This window comes from Pullulanibacillus sp. KACC 23026, assembly GCF_029094525.1.
GTDB lineage: Bacteria > Bacillota > Bacilli > Bacillales > Sporolactobacillaceae > KACC-23026.
The window spans coordinates 1,769,288-1,791,797 of the sequence record NZ_CP119107.1 but is presented as its reverse complement, the minus strand read 5'-3'; the positions used below and the strand labels follow the sequence as shown (position 1 = coordinate 1,791,797).

Sequence of the window (22,510 nt, the reverse complement as noted above, 5' to 3'; positions counted from 1 at the left end):
CCCTTCTTAACTGCTCTCAACCCTATTTTGGCGTTCATACCCTTGATGAACGCCCTTCCGGCTGCCTCATCCACTTATTTTGGCGTTCATACCCTTGATGAACGCCCTTCTTGCCTGCTCTCAACCCTATTTTGGCGTTCATACCCTTGATGAACGCCCTTCTTGCCTGCTCTCAACCCTATTTTGGCGTTCATACCCTCGATGAACGCCCTTCCGGCTGCCTCATCCACTTATTTTGGCGTTCATACCCTTGATGAACGCCCTTCTTGCCTGCTCTCAACCCTATTTTGGCGTTCATACCCTTGATGAACGCCCTTCTTGCCTGCTCTCAACCCTATTTTGGCGTTCATACCCTCGATGAACGCCTTTCTTGCCTGCTCTCAACCCTATTTTGGCGTTCATACCCTTGATGAACGCCTTTTCGGATGCTCCACTCCCTCTTTTTGGCGTTCATACCCTCGATGAACGCCCTTCTTGCTTGCCCTCAACCCTATTTTGGCGTTCATACCCTCGATGAACGCCTTTTCGGATGCTCCACTCCCTCTTTTTGGCGTTCATACCCTCGATGAACGCCCTTCCGGCTGCCTCATCCACTTAACTTTTCACTTAATAGCTTGAAAACCCGCTTGTCCTTTTCTGAAAGCCGCACTCAGAAAGTATACGACCATAGATCTTCAGCCAAATAAGTATTTGGAAAAAAAGCCTTCGCCTCGTTTAGAAGGGCCTCCCCTTCGTCCTTATAACGGGCACTAATATGTGTCAATATCAGAGTCTCTGCATGGGCATCGATCGCGCAGGCAGCTGCCTGTCGTGTTGACGAATGAAAAAAGGCGTTAGCTCCCTCTTCCTTATCCACCATAAACGTGGCTTCGTGAACCAGTAAAGTGGCTCCTTCTGCTAATACACGCTCTCCTTCACAAGGCTTCGTATCCCCAAGAATCGCCACAATCCGTCCTTTTTTAACCGGCCCTAAGTAATCGGCTGTTACGATTTCTCGCCCATCGTCTAAAACAAGGCGATCTGTCTCTTTAAATTGTTTAAGAAGCGGCCCCGGTGAGATTCCCAATTCCTTTTTGATCTTATCCACTAATAGTGCTCCAGGCTTGTCCTTTTCAACAAGTCGATAGCCGTAGCTTGCCACCCCATGCAAAAGAAGGCGAACTTCAACCTTATAGTTTGCCGTTTCAAACAATGTCCCCTCTTCCAGCTCTATAATTTCAAGCGGATAAGTCAGATGGGTTTCAGAGATCCTAAGCGACACCTCTACATAGTCTTTAATGCCCTTTGGTCCATATAAGGTAAGAAGCGTCTCTCCGCCTTGGAATGACCGGCTGCCCAAGAGGCCAGGCAGTCCATAGATGTGATCACCATGAAGATGGGTAATCAAAATCTTTGTGACTTTACTCAACTTCACTTTCGTCTCCAAAATTTGGTGCTGTGTCGCTTCTCCGCAATCAAACAACCATGTCTCACTATTGAATTCCGGCATGATAAGAGCAATGGATGCGACGTTTCGATGCTTAGCAGGAACCCCCGCTCCCGTACCCAAAAACACTAACTCCATCTCGAGTCCCTCCTCCAACAAACAATCTTACTCTTTATTATAATCAAACCGCTAAACAAACACTCTAATAGAAAACAACCTGGCTCCTGCACGCTCAAAGTAGTGTATTTCAGCTTCGGACGCTTCTTTACTCTCCGCAGAACCGAAACAGGGCGGCGAGTCCTAAGCCTCCTCCAATTCCTAGTGTGGCTAGGCCAAGGCCGCCTCGGAAAGCCCACGCCTCCGCACAAAGCCTCGTAACCAATACAGCGCCTGATGCGCCATAAGGATGGCCAAGTGCCAATGCTCCTCCTCCTGCATTGACCTTCTCATACGGAATGGTCAACTCCTTTAAAGAAGCAATCACTTGTGAGGCAAAGGCCTCATTGAATTCTATATAAGCTAGATCATTGATTGTAAGTGATTGTCGTTTGAGAACCTGCTCGACCGCTGGGATGGGGCCAATACCAAGAAGATTAGGATCCACACCGCATACAGCGGCATCCATAAATTCAAGAATGGGTGTTAACCCATAGGCTATTGCTTTTTCTTCTGACATGATAAGGGCAAGAGCAGCTCCGTCATTTATGGGACATGCATTCCCCGCTGTTACGGACCCGTCTTTTCTAAAAACAGGCTTAAGCCTTGATAATTTCTCAAGAGATGTTGAACGGCGCGGGCATTCATCCTGCTTGACCCATTTTACCCCGTTCTCTGTTTCAACTTGAATGGGTGTGATTTCGTTGTTAAAACGGCCTTCATCTATTGCAACTATGGCTTTTTGATGACTTCTAAGGGCATAAGCATCCTGTTCCTCACGAGTAACCCCATAGACCGAAGCGACATTTTCAGCCGCCTCTCCCATCTCTGGGTCCCCAATGAAATCCGGTGAAAAACGTGCCCGTCCATAAGGTTTAGGCAGTTCATAAAGACTAGCAGGTTTGGCAAACTTCCATGGGGCTAGGCTTGTGCTCTCAGCACCGCCTGCTAGATAAACATCTCCTGCTCCCGCTTGAATTTGCCGCGCTGCAAGAATAATGGCTTCAAGGCCTGAGCCGCATTGGCGATCCACTGTTACGCCCGGAACCGAAACAGATAGCCCGGCTGTTAATCCAGATAAACGAGCCAAATTCCCACCAGGTCCCACTGTATTGCCAAGAAAGATATCATCAATTTCACTAGCAGCCACCTTTGTTTGAGCTAATAAATCACGGATGAGAGCGGCAGTGAGTTCCTCGGGGGGGACCGAACGAAGCACGCCGCCTATTTTTCCAATCGGAGTTCGTTTAGCAGAGACGATCACCGCTTTTCTGTTCAAGGCTGTCCCTCCAATTGCCGCATAGCTAGTTGAAGCACTCGTTCTCTTGCAACTTTTCCACTAGTCGTCATCGGCAGGCTGGTGAGGCGAAGGATTTGCTTCGGTAGCTGATAGCGCGGAAGCTTCTCACTTAATTTTTGGAGGAATCTTTCCTCCCCTTCGCAAAGTTCTTCCTGTTCATCAAGGACAAGGGTCACTTTCTCCCCCCAATAATCATCTGGAATTCCAACAATAACAAAAGCCGTCAAGCCAAACTGATCTTTAATCACCCGTTCAATCTCTTCAGGGTAGATATTCAGCCCACCTGAAATTAAGCGATTTTTCTCACGACCAAGTAAATACAGTGCCCCTTCTTGATCGATTCTTGCCAAATCACCTGTACAGTACCACCCATTCCTTAATACAGCAGCCGTGGCAGTTGGATTTTGATCATACCCGCTAAATAACATAGGGCTTTTCACCCATAACTCACCTGTGCCGTCTTTTTTGTTTTCAAGCTTTAATTCAACCGTTGGAAAAGGTCTACCAACACTTAATTGCTTATCCGCCTCCTGGCCACCATGATCCAGCCAGCTGATAAAGCTCGTTTCCGAGGTTCCATAAAATTCATAGATACTAGAGCATGGCCATTTTTCCCGGATTTTTTTTATGGTATAAGGCTGCAGCTTATCACCTGATGACAGCCATTTCATGGGCTTAGTTAATGGAACCTCTTGCATGAGCAAAGCTTCTAGCATGGTGGGGACGAGATAAGTGACCGTCGCACCATACTGATTGAATGTTTCCAGTACTTGCTTTGGATCAAAGTGATTAAAGAGGACAAACGCTGCACCGACGTAAAGCGCATGGCAGGCGGCATATAAGGAAAGAGAGTGAACAAATGGTCCTGGTGCCGCGATGACATCCTGAGCACGAATATTAAAAAGTGGGCTGCTTATATCGAAGCTTTTGGTCCATGATACCTGATGGCGTTTAAATCCTTTTGGCAAACCGGTTGTCCCAGATGTAAAGCCCAAATAAAAATCTGTATAAGGATTGCTATGTAGAAAAGCCGTCTCCGTTAACGCCTCAGTCGGTGAGACTATTGACAGCCACTCCTCTACTGCATATACGTCTACTGAAGCACGGATTCGATTTTTTAAAGGGAGCGTTGTAAAAATAACATCAGGACGTGTCGCCAGTATCGTGTTCTCCAATTGATCAGGCGTCCACTTCAGATCATAGGGAATCGCAAGTCCGCCAATGTGGGCCGTTGCCAAAAAGAGCAGCAGAAAGGCCTCACTATTCTCAAGATAAACCCCTACTCGGAATGAGGAGGGATTCACTGACCCTTCTTTTAGTTTCGATAACTGTTGAATGGTCTTGAATAACCTGCTTCTGAATTCACCATAAGTCATAATTTTTTCATCATTTATTATAGCAGCAGCATTGGGTTGTCTCATACCGTGTATAAGAATGGTCTCAGTCATTGTTTTCATAGGTGTCCTTCTCTCATTAAAAGCGTCATAAAAATCTATTATGACTAGTCTAGCATCATTTTAAAAATTATATCTCATTTGAGGTCTAATCTCTTAGGATTGAACATAAAAATTAATAGAGAGAGCCCCTAGTAAAAGGAGCCCTAAAAGATTTTTCATAGAGTTAATGGTCAAGCCGCTTTCGAGCGATTGGTCCGCAACTGCGGTAAAGCAGATCGAAGACGGACAGCTAGAAAGGCTGTCACAATCGCTTTTATCAAATCCCCTGGGATAAAGGCAAGATTCCCAACAATAACTGCCCAAATGGGAGTTCCGGTAATTAAGGCATAATAAAGGATTCCGCCCGCGTACACGACAAGGATCCCGCCAATTATGTTGTAAATAAGAGCAAGACCTACATTGACCTTGAAACGGTCGACTAATAATCCAATCACAAGTGCAGCAATTGGCCACGCCATCACATAACCGCCGGATGGACCTATCAAAGCCGCGAGTCCGCCTTGGCCTCCTGATAGTATAGGTAAGCCTGCTAAAACAAGAAGATCAAAAATAAGTAAACTTATAAATCCGCGTCTTGCTCCTAAGACCGTTCCCCCAAGCATCACCCCAAAGGTTTGCAAAGTTATGGGAACTGAAATCATGGGAACCGGAATAGCCGGAAACAATCCCAATACCGCTGTGATCGCAGCAAACAAGGCCATGTAGATCATATCAATGGTTTTCAAATGAGTGTCCTCCTCTTTATATGTTAACCTAAAATGATTTTAAGTTAACATATATACCACGTCAAGCCATTCACTCAAATAAATTGTTAAAAAGGAGAGCGTTTCTGTGAATATAAACTGGGAGGATTTCCGTCTTGAAGAGCTTAAATCTTGGAGATTAGAGATCGAGGAAGAGATGAAACAACTTGAAAAAGAGATGATTAAACAGCAGAAACTGAGAGAGAAATACTTGTTGCGTTATTATATCGCCAAACAAGTAGAGAGTGATCTCGAAGCTGATTCTAAGTTAGTCCTTCCCTATCTAAAAAAGAAGGAACAGGCGGATCAAGAAGCACGCGACAAGCTCAAAATCTTACTTGAACAGCATAAAGTATTAAAAACTTTTAAACAAGCCATTACTCAAAACCTTAATAACATCGGGGAAATAAATATAGAAACCAAGGAGGAACACCCCATCCCCACTCTTTCGAAAAAGAAAAAAATTAAGAAACCCCTGCCTCAGCGAACCTAACTGGCCTTTTCATGTCCGCCTGCGGGACGAGAGAAGGACATTGCATTCACTAAAATCGTTCCCAAGTCAGCGAATTGGAGTTTCTTGAACTGGACAAAAAAATCCCCAAAAAGCGGGGAACTTAATGAGCCTGCGCGGCGGTCGATAGCCGAGGCAGTGAAAAAACTTCTGCTATTAACTGATAAGACTTTAATCTGGCTTCTTGACTATGTAAATTGGTGAGCAGCATGACTTCATCGGTTTGATAGGCCCGAGCCATATACTCAAGACCTGCTTTGACAGTACTTGGAGAGCCGACAATCATCTTCTGGCGATTCAAACGCATAGCTTCTACATCCCCTTCTGAAAGCCGAACTTGACTTACATCCTCAGGTGAAGGAATTTCTGTCTTTAAGCCATTAGCTGATTGAATGAGCCAGTGTTCCAAACTCACCGCTTCCTCAAAAGCCGCTTCATCCGTTTCAGCGCACACGACATAGACACACACAAAAGCTTCTGGTGCCTGATTGAGTTCAGACGAGTGATAAGTTTCTCGGTAATGCTTGAGGACTTCAGGACCATCAATAGGGTTAAGGAAATGGGCAAAGCAAAAAGCGGTGCCTAGCTCTGCCGCAAGCCTAGCACTCGTCCCAGAAGAACCAAGCAGAAAGGCAGGAGGGAGGGAGTTAACAAACGATGTCGCCTGTACCCCTTTTATCGGGCCAGTCGTATCACCTGATTGCGTTAAATAACGAAGGAGATCCTGAACTTTTTGACGAAAGGCTTCTGGGGACTCTTGTCCCCTGTGCCCCATCGCTTGAAGAATACTTGGATCCCCTCCAGGCGCTCTGCCAATTCCAAGATCGATGCGGCCAGGAAATAAGGCTTCAAGAATATGAAAATTTTCAGCCACTTTATAAGGACTGTAGTGATTTAATAAAACCCCGCCAGACCCTAAGCGCAGCCTAGAGGTATGGGAGGCCAAATGACTCAGTAAAATTTCAGGTGACACCCCCGCTATGCCAGGGTGATTATGGTGCTCAGAAACCCAATAGCGATAATAGCCCAGTTCGTCAGCAAGCTTGGCTAAATCCCGAGAAGCTTGAAGTGCTTCCACAGCTGTTTGCCCGCTAGATATGGGTGACTGGTCTAAAATACTTAACTTAAGCACAATAACCCCTCCAAAATGGTTCGCTTGTATTTTTTGGCTGATTTCAAATCATACAACCCTTTTAAAAGCTTATGCTTTATGGAGTGAGCTATGTTCTCAAGTCCTGTTATTTTTTAAGTTCAACGTTTGGGAGAAAAATTTATGACGAACCTTTAATTTTTCTTGTCTAATTCCTGTTTAAGCTGATCGAGGACAGCCTGAAACTCATTTCTATCCTGCTCAGTTAGCGCCGAGCGGTCTCCATAGCGTACTTGATCATACGTATCGAGAATGGAAGCGGGCCATTTCTGATTCTGTGCGATTCGATTGAGCCAATCGCGGAACGTTTCAAATTTAAGACGGCCCTTTTCTTGTTTTCGGAACTTTTTTTGCAACTGAAAAACTTGCAGACGAATGGGGTCTTTTGGGGGTTTCGCCGCATTAAAGAAACCACGTCTTTTGGTTAATCGTCCACCTGGAGCACCTTGTACCGCTACATCTAATCCAGTGTTTCTTTCAGCAGGTTGGAGGCGCAGCTTTCGAATGAGAAAAAAACCGCCAACCAATAAGCCGACCGCTATAATGACATACAGAATTTCCGGATTAAAGATATGAGGGTTATGCGTCTGCATTGTCTGCTGCTTGTGCTGCTTCTTCATGTTCTTTAAGAAATGGTTTAAATTGTCTTGGTGTGTCAGATGCGGCGATATAAGCTTATCAATGAGAAAGAAAAGGATCCGCGCTACCCAAAGAATAATAAACAGAATCACTTGATAGATAAGGTCGAGCCCCCATTTGATAACAGGAAGCAAAACCGTTACACAGACACCGAGGATGAGCACACCGGCAAATCCGCATGCATACGTCAAGGAGCCGCTCAAACGTTTGGAGAGCCGCCATTCCTGAAGCATTTCAAAAGCAAGAATACTGACCCCTTGCACGATCAAACTGACAATAAGAATGGAATGCCACTGATGAGCGCGTACCGCAAACCATAGAATAATCGTCAAAAAAAAGGTGATGAGGTAGATCCACCAACGGTATTCAAGTGTCTGGTCATTTAAAAAGCTAAACAAGCGCCATAGGAAATAAACGCTAAAGAAAAAGCTTAATAGAAATGGCCAGGAGAAAATCAACCAGCCTATCAGACAGGAAACGACAGCAATGCCATAATAGTACACACCCGTTTCCTTATGCCATAAGCGGCTTAAAAAATAAGTCCCCCCGCCCATAATGACGCCTATAACTAGAATTGAAAACACCAGATGCCATGGGGAGTTTGCCCAATGATAAAAAGGGACGGTTAGTGTTAAGAATAAACTCCACTCGATGATGAGAAGGAGAATTTGTTCTTGCCAGCTTGTCTTACTTAGCAATGGCTTCTCCCCCTTTTTGCAGCGGTACAACAGATCCCGACTCTTCAATTTTGTAAAGGTGAAGCCCTTTTCTTTGCCAATTCAGGAGCAAGGGATCATCCAAAACTTCTTTAACTGACCCAGCAAAAAACAACACTCGCGGCTCTCTTAGCCCTCGTGTGATCTCACGGATTGTGAGCTTCGGATCGATCCTTAAAAAGTTAACCTGAATGGCTGCTAAACGTTCCATGACTCGAAAATAATGACTGCGGTCAGATCCAAATGGTGTTTGGATGATTAACGAACGCCCCATCGGTTTCGTATTGACGATCAAATTAAAATCTATGTCTCGCTTATGGGCCAATTCAGCGAGTCTTGCCAACGCAGAAAGCTGCTCTTCTAAACTCGCGATCTCGTGCTTTGGCATGTTAGGACCCAACAATATGACAAAGCTCCAAGTCATTCCAATCGTTTTTTCAACCAATTTCGTCTGAAGATCCCCTTTACGAGCGGTTGCTTTCCAGTGAATATCTTTTAACGAATCCCCCTGTACATAGTCACGCGTGCCAATCGGGAGTGATCGGTCGACAAATAGGGAGGACGGATGGCTATGCGGGCCTTCCTTGACCAACTGTTGACCGTCGTTACCCATTACCGGCTTCTTTCTCGGATAGATCACGACGGTTTTACGCACATACTCATATCTCAGGCGACAGGACAAAAGCTTAAGCGGATCGTTTAAGCTAACCGTCAATTTCGTCACTCGACCGATTCCTCTCCCAACGGTTTCAAAAGGTAAAGTTAAAGTGGCGGATTGCCTTTTTTGAACGGAAAGGGGGAAGATTAGCCGATTCTCTGAAGGGTTTTCTCCTACTAATCTAAAATAAGGATCATGTTCCACTTCACAGGATCCAATCATGGGAAGAGCTGAGCGGTTAATAAAGGTCAAAGAAAGTTCTCCAGTATCACCATTAGTCAGCACCATTTTATCGTTTTCATGATTATTAAAAGAAAAAGATTGACTCACCATTCTTAAGTAAATTCTTGGATAAAGGCCGAGAACCAACATCATACAACCGGTCAAAAACAAGAATGTCGATCCCATTATTAAGTAAAGAATGAAAAGAAGGGTTCCAAGCGTTGTCAAACAATTGACAAGGAGAGCAGATCCCTGTACAAGCTTGCCATTCATTCTCTAGCGCCCTCTTCAACCGGGACCTCAACCTGCCTGAGAACATCATAAATAAGATCACGCTTAGAGGAGCGCATCTCCCCTTCCATGGATAACACCAATCGATGAGCAAGAATAGATGGTGCCAAAATCTTCAAATCATCTGGAGTCACAAAGGAACGGTCATGAAGAAAAGCGCGTGCTTGCGCGGCTTTCATAAAAGCAAGCGTGCCTCGCGGGCTGACACCTGACTCAATATAATTATGCTGACGAGTCCCCTGAACAATATTTAAAAGGTAAGTTTCGACCTCTTCGGATAGAGTGACTTTACGTACCTCTTGCTGCCACTTTTGAATATCGGCTAATTCGAAAATAGCTTGGAGTTGCTCAATAGGCTCATCCTCACGATACAGCCTCATCACCCGACGTTCTTCTTCCAAAGTAGGGTAACCCATTTGAATTTGCATTAAGAACCGGTCCATTTGCGCTTCTGGAAGAGGAAAGGTTCCCTGTTGTTCAATTGGATTTTGAGTCGCGACAACGATAAACGGGCCTTCGATCTTAAGCGTCTCCCCTTCGATGGTTACTTGACGCTCCTCCATGACTTCTAAAAGACTAGCCTGTGTTCGTGGGGTTGCCCGGTTGATTTCATCCGTTAATAAAATATTGGTCATAACAGGACCTGGCTTTATTTCAAAGGTCTGATCTTTTGGATTATAGATTTGAATTCCTGTAATATCACTTGGAAGGACGTCCGGCGTTAGTTGAACCCGTGAAAATTGACCATTGATCGACTTTGCGAGCACTTTAGCCAGCATCGTTTTTCCTGTCCCCGGTACATCTTCAAGAAGGACATGGCCTTGACTAATAAGCGCTATTGAGAGCAACTCGACCACTTGGTCCTTTCCTATTAATACTTTGGCCACTTGACTTTGCAATTGTGTCAATGCTTCTTTCAACCTATTTCCCATCCTTCTCTCTTAATCTATTAAAATAAGGATACCACAAATACCTTTTGTAAGAGTATCTCTTTTGCAAATTATTAGGCTATTTAAATTCTTAAAACAAGAAATAGCATATCCTTGTTACCACTAAATCAGATAGGTGTAACGAGAATACGCTATAACCCGATAATCAGCCCGAAACGGCACGCCTACCAGGAATTAACATATCCTCGTTTCCACTAATCTCTAAATGAGCCTCTAAAACAAGAAATAGCATATCCTTGTTACCACTAAATCTAGCAAGTGTAACATGGATACGCTATCCGGACCAAACTCGGCCCGATTCACCCTATTTAATCTGATTGTTGCTGGTCAACGAACGGTTTTCGCTTGAGTCCTCCTGGTTTTAAAACAAAATAGCCGAGGACAAGAAGTCCAACAACCGCTAAACGTTCGGTCCAGAGCCAAATGGGACGGCTTGTGACTTTTTCATCCATCTGATTGGTAGCAACAGAAGCGGAAATCGATTTGGCTGCAAGCAGATTCACTTTTTTAACGACTTTCCCATTTAAAGTGAGCGCAAGCGTCCCTATTGAATAGCCTTTAGACACTCCATCCTTAAAATTATCTAGATCTTTCCATTTCACAGACGAGCTCGTCACATCCCCGTCTTTAAATTGCATCTCCGCCTGACTTGCCAGAGTGACAGGAAGAGATTGTCCATTCACTTTAATCGTCTGATAAACATCGCCCTTTGAGCCAAAGGTGTGAGTCTTTATTTGATTAAAAGCAAAATGACTAATAGAGAGGACATCTGGATACTCACCTGCATTGTTATCATGCATGACAACCGCAATAATGTCTTTTGAGCCTGAGCGCTCATATTCAACAATGGTTTGCTCTGCTTGATCGGTAAAGCCCGTTTTCCCGCCAAAGGCAAGCGGGTTGTCATAGATCTTGTCACGTCGATAAATTTCGGCGGTTTGCTGATCGGTGTGTATGATGTAGGTGGATTGCTGCATCGCCTTAAGCAGGTCCGGATACTTCATGACTTCTTTTGCAATAATAGCCATGTCATATGGAGTCGTATAATGTTTGGGATTGTGAAGGCCGTTTGGTGTAACAAAATGGGTATCCTTGAGGCCAAGGCTTTTGGCTTCCTGATTCATTAATTTGGCAAAGCCTGCTTCGGAACCGCCAATATGTTCAGCAACAGCCATAGCAACATCATTTGAACTGATAATCATGAGGGCATTAATGGCATCTTCTTTGGACATTTTCTCGCCAACATGCATCCGGTAAAACCAATTGCTGGCGTCCTGTGCGACCGCATGGGATGAGGCGGTGATGAAGTCATCGTTTGACATATATTTTTCCATAAGAAGAACGGTCATTAATTTCGTAATACTAGCCGGATAAGCTTGATGATGGGATTGTTTATCGTAAAGAACTTCCCCGTTTTTGGCATTGATAACAACCGCGTATGAAGCTTGAATGGATGGGGGACTCGCTGCTTTTGCTGCGGCATGCGGATACAGGCCGAAACCCACCGCTATCGCGACCCCTATCCCGATCATTTTTAAACGTCTAAGCATCTCGTCTCTCCGAATTTTTATTTGATCAATGATTGACCATTAATTGAAAAAGTAAAAAACAATTCGTTCCTAGGTCTTTTTTACTATACTAAAAGTTGGACTCACACTCAAGTAACCCCTTTTCAAAAAAACGGTAAACGAGCGGCTTTTTCTTCTATACATAAATTGGTAACCTTACCAAAAGGCCTGTAAAAGTTTAGCCCGAATAGATCTGCGTTATACATCGCTTGACCTGCAGAAGTCTGCCCCTCCAAAAAAATAAAAACGACCTTCAAGTGAAGATCGTTTTTTAAAAAAGGGTCTAGTTCGAGACTTTAAGGATCAATTTGCCGATGTTTTGATTGTCCTCCATGACCTTATGAGCTGATTGGACATCTTTCCAGTCAAATACCCGGTCAATAATAGGCTTAAGTGCAGAGGAAGAAAACTTAGGAAGCATGTCTTCTTGGAAATCTCGGGTCAATGCTTCTTTATATGAAAGACGGCGAGCGCGAAGGGTTGTTCCTGTCACGCTGAGCCGCTTCATCATGAGATAAGCTAAGTTCGTTTCCGATAGTTTCGCGCCGCCTAGCGTGCTTATAATCACTAATCGCCCGTCAACCGCCAAAGCTTTTAGATTATCCTCAAAGTAAGGCGCTCCGACAAAATCCAAAATGACATCGACTTGCCCAAATGTTTGTTTGATTTCTTCAAGAAAAGAGGACGTTTTGTAGTTGATGGCTAAGTCCGCTCCGAGCTCTCGGCAAGCCTTGCATTTCTCCTCTGATCCTGCGGTTATTGCCACCCTTGCACCGCGCTCTTTGGCAAGCTGGATAGCGGCGGTTCCGACACCGCTGGCACCCGCATGAACGAGAACCCGCTCACCTTTTTTTAATTGGCCGATCCAGAAGAGCGTTTGATAGGCCGTTAAAAAAACTTCCGGGATAGCCGCTGCTTCTTCATATGATAAATTTTCTGGAAGCGGCATCGCCATATGCTCAGAAAGTGTTGCATACTCCGCGTACCCTCCACCTTCTAAGAGGCCAAAGACTCGGTCCCCCGGCTTCCATTTCGTGACTTGAGCGCCCACCTGCTCCACAACGCCTGCCATTTCCAGGCCAAGAATCGGGCTTGCTCCTTCCGGCGGCGGATAATGGCCTTGTCTTTGGGCGATATCTGCACGGTTTAATGCTGTTGCTTTTATTTTGACTAATAGCTCATTCGCTTTTGGTGAAGGCGTCTCGACCTCCCCTATGTAGAGCGCTTCACGTCCGCCTGGCTGTTTAACTAATACAGCTTTCATTTTCAGAAAACCTCCTTCTTTTATTCTTAAAATCCGATTAAGTTCATAGTTCTATTAACGAGAGGCTTGATCAGGTCCAAGATTGATTTTGCCATCTCCAAAGCGTTCTTTTAACAAATCAAGGACTTGATATAAAGGTTCTTTTTTCGCCTCTTCTTCATAAGTAAAAAGGTCAAGCTGCTTAGACCTTTCCCTTTTGGCGGCAAGCCTCCCCACACTGAGTCCCAGCAAGCGAATGGGCCGGCCTGTCCAATGCTCCTCAAACAGTTCCATGGCAAGCTCATAAAGGCTTTCGGTTGAATAAAGCGGGGTGTCCACTGTTTTCATTCGCGTTACTTGCTCCCAGTTGCTATAGCGGATCTGAATTTGCACCTGATAGGCGACATTATTTGATTGCTGAAGCTTCTTAGCAAGCGTCTCTGAAAAGCGGTGAAAGGAAGGACGGGCTTCCATTAATTGCGTTAAGTCCGTTGGAAAAGTAGAGGATTGACTCATACTCTTATGAATGCTTTCCGCCGTAGGGTCCACTTCACGAGCATCGATACCATTTGCGCGATCATAAAGCTTTTCCCCGTGTTGCCCAAGCCTTTGCTTAAGGTGAGTCCGGTCATGAGACGCCAGGTCGCCAATGGTCAGAACTCCCATTCGATTCAGCTTTTCCGCGGTCTTGGGTCCGACCCCATGCATCTCACCAATAGCCATTGGCCACAGCAATTGGGGAATATCACGTTTCCTTAAAATGGTGAGCCCCATTGGTTTTTTCATATTGGAGGCCATTTTGGCGAGAAACTTATTGGGGGCGATCCCGATGCTTGAGGGAAGCTTGAGATCATCCAATATTTTCTGTTGAATCTCTTGAGCTAATGTAACGGGATGTTGTCCCCTTTGTATCTCCGTAACATCCAAATAGCCTTCGTCAATTGAGACCTTTTCGACTAAGGGGGTATAGGTTTTTAAAAGCTGAAAAAGTTGGGCCGACGTTTCTCTATATAAAGGGAAATTAGGTGTTTGAACAATGAGATCAGGGCAAAGCCTGCGCGCCTCGCGAACTCTCATCGTTGTTTTAACGCCTCTTGCCCGGGCTTCGTAGCTGCTTGTCACAATAATTCCGCGTCTCTCCTCCACTCGACCAGCAATAGCGAGCGGTTGTCCGCGAAGTTCAGGGTGATGTGCCTGTTCAACAGAGGCATAAAAGCTATTCATATCCACATGGAAAATAATCCGAGCGTTTCCCATTTTAATGTCCCCCTCGCCCCAATATTATAACATAAATAGCATTTTTCCTAACTCTTGAACTCAATAGAAAAGGGATATAAACCACTCGTCATGTTAAGCGCCGAACCGCTTCAAAGAAACGGCTCGGCTAGGTTATTTCTGCTTACTTATCATCAAAAGTCACTTAGCGATTGACGCCTAAGCGCTTTTCGCATGAATGATTTTAGAAAATGAAAATATTTATGCTAATAGAAGGTATTGCCTTCCTTGTTTGAAATGAGCAAGCATCATGTCTTTTCTGTCCAAAGGAGTGGCAAAATGGATGTCGATAAATTAAAAAAATGGCTGGATATGGCTCAGCAATTTCAAGGCGAGAATTTTTGGTCAGATCTTTTCGGACCTTCCAACCAACCTCCCATGACAATGCCCCAGGCTCAGCCCGACTCGCCATCAAACGCCCAAAACAACCAACAATCGAACCAGGAATCACATTCTGGCACACAAGGTACCGCTCCCGTTGAAGCATCCAGAGAAAACACACCGCCGGTTAAATCAAAACCAGAGATTGATATTTTTGAAACCGAGACGGAATGGATCATCTGGGTGGATCTTCCAGGTGTCAATAAAACGGATATTCAGTTAAACCTAATCGGCAGAAAACTTATTATTAAGGGTGTGGCCAAACTCCCCTTTCCAAAAGAAGCATTGGTTCATTCGGAACGCTTAAATGGAAGCTTCGAGCGGTCGATTACGATGCCTGAAAATTTATCCGGACAAGCAAAACCCGTTGCTAAGCTCCTTGAGGGCATTTTAGAAATCCGACTTGCTCGTGAGCAGCCTAGAAAACTGCCGATCCAAATCGACTAAACCGTCATGGATCAAGCCTCTCGAGGTGACAGATAGAAAAATTAATAGAAACTAGCAGGGCTCTGCAGCTAGTCTAAAGGGGGGAGGGGATGTTTGATCATCTCTTCAATCGCTACTTAGAGCGAAATTCACAGTATAAGAAAATGAAACAGAAAGTGAGATTTTTAGAAGACGAGTTGAAGAAACGGACAAAAACGGACAACCCCAAGACACAAGCTGAACCAAAACAACCCATTCACCAACCGGCTTATATGTTCCCGCCTCATATCACTATTAATGTTAACCGTAAAGACGAGAGCTCCCCATATAAGCCGTCCCAAGAAGAAGGAATAGGCAAACGAACGCCTCCTGTTCATCAAAGGCGACGGGTTTCCAGTGTTAGACCAAGGCAAACGACCAATAAGCCGGTAACCCAACCCGCTCCTTTTCCGACTCATATTGAATTTTTGAATGTCGAGAAGATCGTGATTGAGCGCTATGAACAAAGCAATAATTTTGGGGCCCTTGGCATTAAGTCGTTAGAAGGGAAACTTAATATCGGAGCGAACTACGGGGACAAAGCGGAGCTGTCCGATGAGGTGAAGGAGAAATTGACCGAACACATAGAATCAGCCAAATCTTTTAAAACAGTCAACAAGAAAAATCCCCCACATTCTTCTGAGGATCCGTCAAAAGATCCCCAAGACATTTTGGGAGAGTTTGAGAAAACAGGAATTTGGGACGATTTATTTAATCATCAACCCATTCACGCGGAAAATAATCATGAAAAAGAGGAAGGAGGTCAGCCGCATGACTGACCTCCTATTTTAGGCTTCACACACTTCTTTTATAATAGCGACGACTAATTCAGCCGTTTTGACTAGCTCTGAAACGGGCATTTTTTCATTTTTTGTATGAATGTCTTCATAGCCGATTGCCAGGTTCACCGTTGGAATTCCGAGACCTGCTATAACGTTAGCATCACTGCCACCACCACTTTTTAAAAGCCGGCTTGTTCGGCCTATTTTGCCAACGGCCTTCTGCGCGATTTGAACGACATGGTCGGCTTCTGTGAATTGAAAATTGGGATACATGATCGTGACTTTAACCTCCGCACGACCTCCCATATCCTTTGCCGTCTCTTCAAAAGCTGTTTTCATTTTAGCGACCTGTTTGTCTAATTTCTCACGGACAAGCGAACGGGCTTCAGCCAAGATGTGGACTTCATCACAAACGATATTGGTTTTCTGGCCGCCTTCAAATCGACCTATGTTGGCGGTCGTCTCTTCATCAATTCGTCCCAATGGCATCTTAGAAATTGATTTTGCTGCGAGTGTAATAGCGGATATCCCTTTTTCCGGGGCAACTCCTGCATGAGCTGTTTTACCGTATAGGGTGGCTTCAATCCGCGCTTGAGACGGTGCAGCGGTAACGATTTCGCCTACCTCCCCATCACTATCCAGGGCATACCCGTATTTGGCGACAATCATCTCTTTTTCAAGCGCTTTTGCCCCCAATAATCCAGATTCTTCACCCACTGTTATGATAAATTGGACGGTTCCGTGATCGATCTGATTTTCTTGAATAACCCGAATCGCTTCAAACATAGCGGCGAGTCCTGCTTTATCATCGGCACCCAAGATCGTCGAACCATCTGATACAATTTTTCCTTCTTGAATGGAAGGCTTGACTCCTTTGCCTGGTACCACTGTATCCATGTGAGAGGTAAAATAGATCGGGTCAGCGTCTTTGTTTCCATTAAAGGTGACGATTAGATTATTAGCTCCGTGACCCGTCTTCTCCTTTGCTTGATCCTCTTTAACTTCTAACCCAAGCTTAGTAAATTTCTCTTTTAAGATAGGCGCAATGGTGCCCTCTTCTCCTGTTTCAGAATCAATTTGAACAAGCTCCAGAAATTCTTTAACTAAGCGTTCCTCATTAATCATGTCAAAGCCTCCTATAATAACATCTTTTATTAGTTTACCACTTTTTAGAATGGAAACACTCGTTCACGACTGCAAATTAAGGCTTGTCTCACATCTTCACGTCATTTAAAATAGATAAGAGTATAAATTGATGGAAGGAGAAAGTTCATGAGACGAAAAACCATGCGAGCCGTCGTTATTCTCATGCTTGCCTCACTTCTCATAACGACTGTGTTATCGGCTATCCTCGCTCTTGTTTAGACCATTTGGCGTTCATCCCCTTGATGAACGCCTTTCCGGGTGCCTCACTCCCTCTTTTTGGCGTTCATCCCCTTGATGAACGCCCTTCCAGCCGCCTCGCTCCCTTTTTTTGGCGTTCATCCCCTTGATGAACGCCTTTCTTGCCTGCTCTCAACCCTATTTTGGCGTTCATCCCGTCGATGAACGCCTTTCCGGCTGTCTCACTCGCTTTTTTTGGCGTTCATACCCTCGATGAACGCCTTTCTTGCCTGCTCTCAACCCTATTTTGGCGTTCATTCCCTCGATGAACGCCATTACAGCCGCCTCATCCACTCATTTTGGCGTTCATACCGTCGATGAACGCCATTCCGGCTGCCTCACTCCCTCTTTTTGGCGTTCATCCCCTTGATGAACGCCATTCCAGCTGCCTCACTCCCTTTTTTTGGCGTTCATCCCCTCGATGAACGCCATTCCAGCCGCCTCATCCACTCTTTTTGGCGTTCATCCCCTTGATGAACGCCCTTCTTGCCTGCCCTCAACCCTATTTTGGCGTTCATCCCCTTGATGAACGCCATTCTTGCCTGCTCTCAATCCTATTTTGGCGTTCATCCCCTCGATGAACGCCTTTCCGGCTGCCTCACTCCCTCTTTTTGGCGTTCATCCCCTTGATGAACGCCTTTCCGGCTGCCTCATCCACTCTTTTTGGCGTTCATCCCCCTGATGAACGCCCTTACAGCTGCCTCACTCCCTCTTTTTGGCGTTCATCCCCTTGATCAACGCCCTTCTTGCCTGCTCTCAACCCTATTTTGGCGTTCATCCCCTTGATGAACGCCTTTCCAGCCGCCTCATCCACTCTTTTTGGCGTTCATTCCCTTGATGAACGCCTTTCCGGCTGCCTCACTCCCTTTTTTTGGCGTTCATCCCCTTGATGAACGCCTTTCCGGCTGCCTCATCCACTCATTTTGGCGTTCATCCCCTCGATGAACGCCCTTACAGCTGCCTCACTCCCTCTTTTTGGCGTTCATTCCCTCGATGAACGCCATTACAGCTGCCTCACTCCCTCTTTTTGGCGTTCATTCCCTTGATGAACGCCTTTCCGGGTGCCTCACTCCCTCTTTTTGGCGTTCATTCCCTTGATGAACGCCTTTCCGGGTGCCTCACTCCCTCTTTTTGGCGTTCATCCCCTTGATGAACGCCCTTCTTGCCTGCTCTCAACCCTATTTTGGCGTTCATCCCCTTGATGAACGCCCTTCTTGCCTGCTCTCAATCCTATTTTGGCGTTCATCCCCTCGATGAACGCCCTTACAGCTGCCTCACTCCCTCTTTTTGGCGTTCATCCCCTCGATGAACGCCTTTCCAGCCGCCTCATCCACTCATTTTGGCGTTCATCCCCTCGATGAACGCCCTTACAGCTGCCTCACTCCCTCTTTTTGGCGTTCATCCCCTCGATGAACGCCTTTCCTGCCTGCTCTCACCCCTATTTTGGCGTTCATCCCCTTGATGAACGCCTTTCCGGCTGTCTCACTCGCTTTTTTTGGCGTTCATTCCCTCGATGAACGCCATTACAGCTGCCTCACTCCCTCTTTTTGGCGTTCATCCCCTTGATGAACCCCCTTCCAGCCGCCTCATTCACTCTTTTTGGCGTTCATTCCCTTGATGAACGCCCTTACAGCCGCCTCACTCCCTTTTTTTGGCGTTCATCCCCTTGATGAACGCCTTTCCGGCTGCCTCATCCACTCATTTTGGCGTTCATCCCCTCGATGAACGCCCTTACAGCTGCCTCACTCCCTCTTTTTGGCGTTCATTCCCTCGATGAACGCCATTACAGCTGCCTCACTCCCTCTTTTTGGCGTTCATCCCGTCGATGAACGCCATTCCAGCCGCCTCATCCACTCATTTTGGCGTTCATCCCGTCGATGAACGCCATTCCGGCTTCGATACGGTAGACGCAAAACTTGAAGGGGTTGGTGGTCAATTTGAGCTCACAACTGAATCAAGAATTATAAGCTAAAAGTCTCAACTCTTATGTATATAAGAGTTGAGACTTTTTTTACATTTAAATTAAACATTTAGCATCGCAATTTAATAAAAAATCCATACTTGAGAAGAAGTGAGTTGCGGCGTTAGCGATTTGTTCTTTTATTCATTAATCAGCTTAGACTGCAAGTAATGAAAAATAAGATCTCCTGTATTTTGGAGGGACTCTTCATGAGTGCGTTCATAGGCGTGGGAAGCATCAATTCCTGCACCAATTAAGCCATGAATCACATCATAACCGGCATGGATCGCCATTGAAGCATCCGAGGAATAGTAAGGATAAATATCGACTTTGTAAGTGAGTCCGTTATCCTTAGCAAGCTGAACAAGATGCTTTCTCAGTCCTAAATGATACGGACCACTGGAATCCTTTGCGCAGATTGAAACACAATATTCATCCGTTGCCTGTCCATCGCCAATAGCTCCCATATCGACAGCCAGATACTCAACCACCTCTTCAGGGATGCTCGAGTTACCGCCATAACCAATTTCTTCATTATTGGAGATCAGGAAATGCGTGGTATAAGGAAGCGTGATGTTTTGCTCTTTTAAAAGATCCGCCATATGAAGCAGCATCGCTACACTTGCTTTATCATCGAGATGACGCGATTTGACAAAGCCGCTTTTGGTCTTTTCAAAACGCGGGTCAAAAGAAACGAAGTCCCCCACTTGAATGCCTAATGCTTCAACTTCTTCTTTTGAAGTGACTTTCTCATCTAAACGAACCTCAATATTTTCAGGACTGCGATCTAGCTTACCACTTTCTCGATAAACATGCACAGCCGTTTGATGAAGAAGAATGGTTCCGGTAAAGGTCTTACCTTCTGACGTCTCAATCTGACAATATTCCCCTTCAACGAAATTCCACGGAAATCCCCCGATATTCGTTAAAGTCAATCGACCGCTTGATTTGATGTCTTTAATCATAGCACCTAGCGTATCGACGTGGGCGGTCAAAAGACGATGCTTCGAATCATCCTTCCCTTTTAGGGTTGCAATCAGCATGCCTTTTAACGTTTTTTTCGTCGGAATCCCTCTTTGAGCAAAGAAAGCTTCCGTATACTCGATGGCACGATACGCATTCCCTGATGGACTTGGGATATTGACTAAGTCTTTAATAAGATCAATGACGGATTCGGTGTTAACCACTTTTGACACAGTTATTCAGCCCCTTTATTATGTATGTCCTTATTATAGCGAATACCAAGAAAAGAGACGACTCTTAGCTTTCCTTGTCAGAAATTGATGGATAAAAAAAAACCGCTGCAGTAGCGGTTTGGATCCATTAATTAGCAGTCGCACAATTTTCGTCGAGAATTTGCTCAAGACGACTTGCGACTTCATGAGGTTGGAAGCCCTCAATGTCATGTCTTTCTAGCATGGTAACAATTTTCCCGTCTTTAAGTAAAGCAAAAGAAGGGGAGGATGGTGGGTATCCTTCGAAATACTCACGAGCCCGAGCGGTTGCTTCTTTATCCTGTCCGGCAAAAACCGTTAACAATTGATCCGGTTTATTGAAGCAATTAGCCGCATAAGCCGCAGCTGGACGTGCGATACCGCCTGCACAGCCACAAACGGAGTTTACCATGACTAGAGCTGTACCCTTTTTATTCAAGGCTTCATCCACTTCTTCAGGGCTCCGAAGCTCTTTATAACCAGATTGCGAAATTTCACGACGAGCGGTATTGACGACATCATTCATGAAAATATTAAAATCCATGCTCATCTAAGTGTCATCTCCTTTTATTATGGATGTTCTTATTATAACGTGAAACCTATTGAACACAAAACGGAGACACTTGACGCCATCAAAAAACTTTATCCAATCAAGACTCTTCAATGGACTCATCATACACTTGCTTCTTTACTCGCCTTCGATTAGTAAATGCTTGTTGTCTCTAATGTCATGGCCTCGAGTTTCGTTTTCACACTTTGCAAGAAACGACCGGCAATTAAACCATCCAGGACGCGATGGTCTAGCGATAAACACAAGTTTACCATGTCGCGTACGGCAATCATGTCATTAATAATGACGGGACGTTTGACAATAGACTCTACAGATAAAATCGCCGCTTGCGGGTAATTCAAGATCGGCTGTGACTGAATGGAGCCAAAGGAACCCGTATTGTTGACTGTAAAGGTGCCGTCTTGCATATCCTCAGGACCAAGCTTACCGGACCGAACCTTTATCGCCAAATCTTGAACACTCCTTGCAAGACCTTTAACGGTCAACTCATCCGCCCGCTTGATAACCGGTACATACAAGGCATCTTCTGTCGCCACTGCAAGAGAGATATTAATATCCCGTTTTTCGATAATCTTATCCCCTGCCCAGGTGGAATTCATTCGAGGGTATTCCTTTAACGATTCAACAATTGCTTTTATAAAGAATGGTAAAAAGGTCAGGTTAATTCCCTCTCGCTCTTTAAACAACCCTTTTTGAGCATTTCTTAACCGGACAAGCTCAGTAACATCCACTTCAACCATTGTCCAAGCATGCGGGGCTTCATGTTTGCTGCGAACCATGTTTGCTGCAATCGCTCGGCGAACACCGGTTAGCGGAATCTCAACATCGCCAGGACCGGGTTGAACAGATGGGGCTTCACTTGTTACAGATGGAATTGAACGACCTGATAATGGAGCCGTTTGAGCCGGTTGTTCAATCGCTTTTGCTCCCGGCGCGGTGCCGAGATTTTCTTTTGGCAGATTCCCTGACTCAATGATTTTTTGGAGGTCCTTACGGGTGATACGTCCTCCTTTTCCGCTCCCGGTAACTTGATTCAAGTCAATTCCATGCTCGCCAGAAAGCCGAAGTACAGCAGGTGAATAACGTTTTTTCAGCGATGCTTCTTCTGCGTTCTCATCAGTTGAATTCAAATGAGTACCGTTCAGTTCCTGACTCTGAACGTTCGGATTTTCTTCTGGCTGATCGGGGGATTTGGAACCTTCTACTTCAATAACGCAGATGACTTCTCCCACTTCAAGAGTAGCCCCTTCTTCAGCCGTTAATTCAAGAATCTTCCCACTGAAAGAGGAAGGAATTTCTGAGTTCACTTTATCTGTAGTCACTTCAGCAATGGGATCATATTTATTGACAACATCCCCCACATTTACCAACCATTTGCTTATCGTTCCTTCTGTAACACTTTCGCCAAGCTTTGGCATCGTCATTTTTTCTGTCGCCACTTGTCACACC

At 45.2% G+C, this 22,510-nt stretch carries 23 protein-coding genes; 5 read left to right on the top strand and 18 right to left on the bottom strand.

What is annotated here, in order from left to right:
• Positions 1-649 precede the first annotated feature (649 nt).
• The 4 genes from rnz to PU629_RS08335 form a co-directional block, all read right to left on the bottom strand.
• Positions 650-1,564 carry a ribonuclease Z gene (gene rnz / locus PU629_RS08350; RefSeq protein ID WP_275283818.1) on the bottom strand — a complete coding sequence of 305 codons (915 nt, stop codon included), beginning with the start codon at positions 1,562-1,564 and terminating at the stop codon, positions 650-652.
• 127 nt (positions 1,565-1,691) lie between these two features.
• The gene (locus PU629_RS08345; RefSeq protein ID WP_275283817.1) at positions 1,692-2,861 is read right to left on the bottom strand and encodes a thiolase family protein; all 1,170 of its coding nucleotides are present in this window, start codon (positions 2,859-2,861) and stop codon (positions 1,692-1,694) included.
• Positions 2,858-4,339, bottom strand: a complete 1,482-nt coding sequence (locus PU629_RS08340; protein WP_275283816.1) for an AMP-binding protein — start codon at positions 4,337-4,339, stop codon at positions 2,858-2,860. The genes PU629_RS08345 and PU629_RS08340 overlap by 4 nt, the downstream gene beginning before the upstream one ends.
• A gap of 170 nt (positions 4,340-4,509) precedes the next feature.
• Complete coding sequence (locus PU629_RS08335) at positions 4,510-5,064, bottom strand: biotin transporter BioY (RefSeq protein ID WP_275283815.1); 555 nt, start codon at positions 5,062-5,064, stop codon at positions 4,510-4,512.
• A 106-nt stretch (positions 5,065-5,170) separates the two neighbouring features.
• Between PU629_RS08335 and PU629_RS08330 the strand changes: the two genes are divergently transcribed.
• Positions 5,171-5,575: a hypothetical protein gene (locus PU629_RS08330; protein WP_275283814.1), complete on the top strand. Its 405-nt coding sequence runs from the start codon at positions 5,171-5,173 to the stop codon at positions 5,573-5,575.
• Between the two features lie 121 nt (positions 5,576-5,696).
• Here the strand turns inward: PU629_RS08330 and PU629_RS08325 are convergent, their stop codons facing one another.
• The 7 genes from PU629_RS08325 to PU629_RS08295 form a co-directional block, all read right to left on the bottom strand.
• Entirely contained in the window at positions 5,697-6,725 is a 1,029-nt protein-coding gene (locus tag PU629_RS08325) for an LLM class flavin-dependent oxidoreductase (protein WP_275283813.1), read from the bottom strand.
• A 152-nt stretch (positions 6,726-6,877) separates the two neighbouring features.
• Positions 6,878-8,080 (bottom strand): hypothetical protein, encoded by a 1,203-nt coding sequence (locus tag PU629_RS08320; protein ID WP_275283812.1) that lies wholly within the window; start codon positions 8,078-8,080, stop codon positions 6,878-6,880.
• Positions 8,070-9,251 carry a DUF58 domain-containing protein gene (locus PU629_RS08315; protein ID WP_275283811.1) on the bottom strand — a complete coding sequence of 394 codons (1,182 nt, stop codon included), beginning with the start codon at positions 9,249-9,251 and terminating at the stop codon, positions 8,070-8,072. The genes PU629_RS08320 and PU629_RS08315 overlap by 11 nt, the downstream gene beginning before the upstream one ends.
• Positions 9,248-10,189 carry an AAA family ATPase gene (locus PU629_RS08310; protein ID WP_481900484.1) on the bottom strand — a complete coding sequence of 314 codons (942 nt, stop codon included), beginning with the start codon at positions 10,187-10,189 and terminating at the stop codon, positions 9,248-9,250. The genes PU629_RS08315 and PU629_RS08310 overlap by 4 nt, the downstream gene beginning before the upstream one ends.
• Before the next feature lie 338 nt (positions 10,190-10,527).
• Positions 10,528-11,769 carry a D-alanyl-D-alanine carboxypeptidase family protein gene (locus tag PU629_RS08305; protein WP_275283809.1) on the bottom strand — a complete coding sequence of 414 codons (1,242 nt, stop codon included), beginning with the start codon at positions 11,767-11,769 and terminating at the stop codon, positions 10,528-10,530.
• A 301-nt stretch (positions 11,770-12,070) separates the two neighbouring features.
• Positions 12,071-13,051: an NAD(P)H-quinone oxidoreductase gene (locus PU629_RS08300; protein WP_275283808.1), complete on the bottom strand. Its 981-nt coding sequence runs from the start codon at positions 13,049-13,051 to the stop codon at positions 12,071-12,073.
• A 54-nt stretch (positions 13,052-13,105) separates the two neighbouring features.
• Positions 13,106-14,287 carry a DNA polymerase IV gene (locus tag PU629_RS08295; protein WP_275283807.1) on the bottom strand — a complete coding sequence of 394 codons (1,182 nt, stop codon included), beginning with the start codon at positions 14,285-14,287 and terminating at the stop codon, positions 13,106-13,108.
• Between the two features lie 297 nt (positions 14,288-14,584).
• Here PU629_RS08295 and PU629_RS08290 point away from each other — a divergent pair, with 297 nt between their 5' ends.
• Both PU629_RS08290 and PU629_RS08285 read left to right on the top strand, forming a co-directional pair.
• Entirely contained in the window at positions 14,585-15,133 is a 549-nt protein-coding gene (locus PU629_RS08290; protein WP_275283806.1) for an Hsp20/alpha crystallin family protein, read from the top strand.
• 89 nt (positions 15,134-15,222) lie between these two features.
• Positions 15,223-15,930 (top strand): hypothetical protein, encoded by a 708-nt coding sequence (locus tag PU629_RS08285; protein WP_275283805.1) that lies wholly within the window; start codon positions 15,223-15,225, stop codon positions 15,928-15,930.
• Positions 15,931-15,939: 9 nt separating this feature from the next.
• Here the strand turns inward: PU629_RS08285 and PU629_RS08280 are convergent, their stop codons facing one another.
• Positions 15,940-17,058: a M20/M25/M40 family metallo-hydrolase gene (locus PU629_RS08280; RefSeq protein ID WP_275283804.1), complete on the bottom strand. Its 1,119-nt coding sequence runs from the start codon at positions 17,056-17,058 to the stop codon at positions 15,940-15,942.
• Positions 17,059-17,205: 147 nt separating this feature from the next.
• On the opposite strand from PU629_RS08280, the gene prli42 reads away from it, so the two are divergent.
• Positions 17,206-17,298, top strand: a complete 93-nt coding sequence (gene prli42 / locus PU629_RS08275) for a stressosome-associated protein Prli42 (RefSeq protein WP_275283803.1) — start codon at positions 17,206-17,208, stop codon at positions 17,296-17,298.
• A 168-nt stretch (positions 17,299-17,466) separates the two neighbouring features.
• Here the strand turns inward: prli42 and PU629_RS08270 are convergent, their stop codons facing one another.
• From PU629_RS08270 to PU629_RS08260, 3 genes are all read right to left on the bottom strand, one after another.
• Complete coding sequence (locus tag PU629_RS08270) at positions 17,467-17,592, bottom strand: hypothetical protein (protein ID WP_275283802.1); 126 nt, start codon at positions 17,590-17,592, stop codon at positions 17,467-17,469.
• A 134-nt stretch (positions 17,593-17,726) separates the two neighbouring features.
• Complete coding sequence (locus tag PU629_RS08265; RefSeq protein WP_275283801.1) at positions 17,727-17,852, bottom strand: hypothetical protein; 126 nt, start codon at positions 17,850-17,852, stop codon at positions 17,727-17,729.
• Between the two features lie 155 nt (positions 17,853-18,007).
• Entirely contained in the window at positions 18,008-18,130 is a 123-nt protein-coding gene (locus PU629_RS08260; protein ID WP_275283800.1) for a hypothetical protein, read from the bottom strand.
• Positions 18,131-19,141: 1,011 nt separating this feature from the next.
• Between PU629_RS08260 and PU629_RS08255 the strand changes: the two genes are divergently transcribed.
• A complete protein-coding gene (locus PU629_RS08255) occupies positions 19,142-19,288 on the top strand; it encodes a hypothetical protein (RefSeq protein WP_275283799.1) in 147 nt (48 codons plus the stop codon).
• 128 nt (positions 19,289-19,416) lie between these two features.
• On the opposite strand, the gene PU629_RS08250 is transcribed toward PU629_RS08255, so the two are convergent.
• The 3 genes from PU629_RS08250 to PU629_RS08240 all read right to left on the bottom strand — a co-directional run bounded on the left by PU629_RS08250 (position 19,417) and on the right by PU629_RS08240 (position 22,500).
• Positions 19,417-20,472, bottom strand: coding sequence for a M42 family metallopeptidase (locus PU629_RS08250; RefSeq protein ID WP_275283798.1), 1,056 nt, complete (start codon positions 20,470-20,472; stop codon positions 19,417-19,419).
• A 127-nt stretch (positions 20,473-20,599) separates the two neighbouring features.
• Positions 20,600-21,040: a BrxA/BrxB family bacilliredoxin gene (locus tag PU629_RS08245; RefSeq protein WP_275283797.1), complete on the bottom strand. Its 441-nt coding sequence runs from the start codon at positions 21,038-21,040 to the stop codon at positions 20,600-20,602.
• A gap of 152 nt (positions 21,041-21,192) precedes the next feature.
• Entirely contained in the window at positions 21,193-22,500 is a 1,308-nt protein-coding gene (locus tag PU629_RS08240) for a dihydrolipoamide acetyltransferase family protein (RefSeq protein WP_275283796.1), read from the bottom strand.
• Positions 22,501-22,510: the final 10 nt, after the last annotated feature.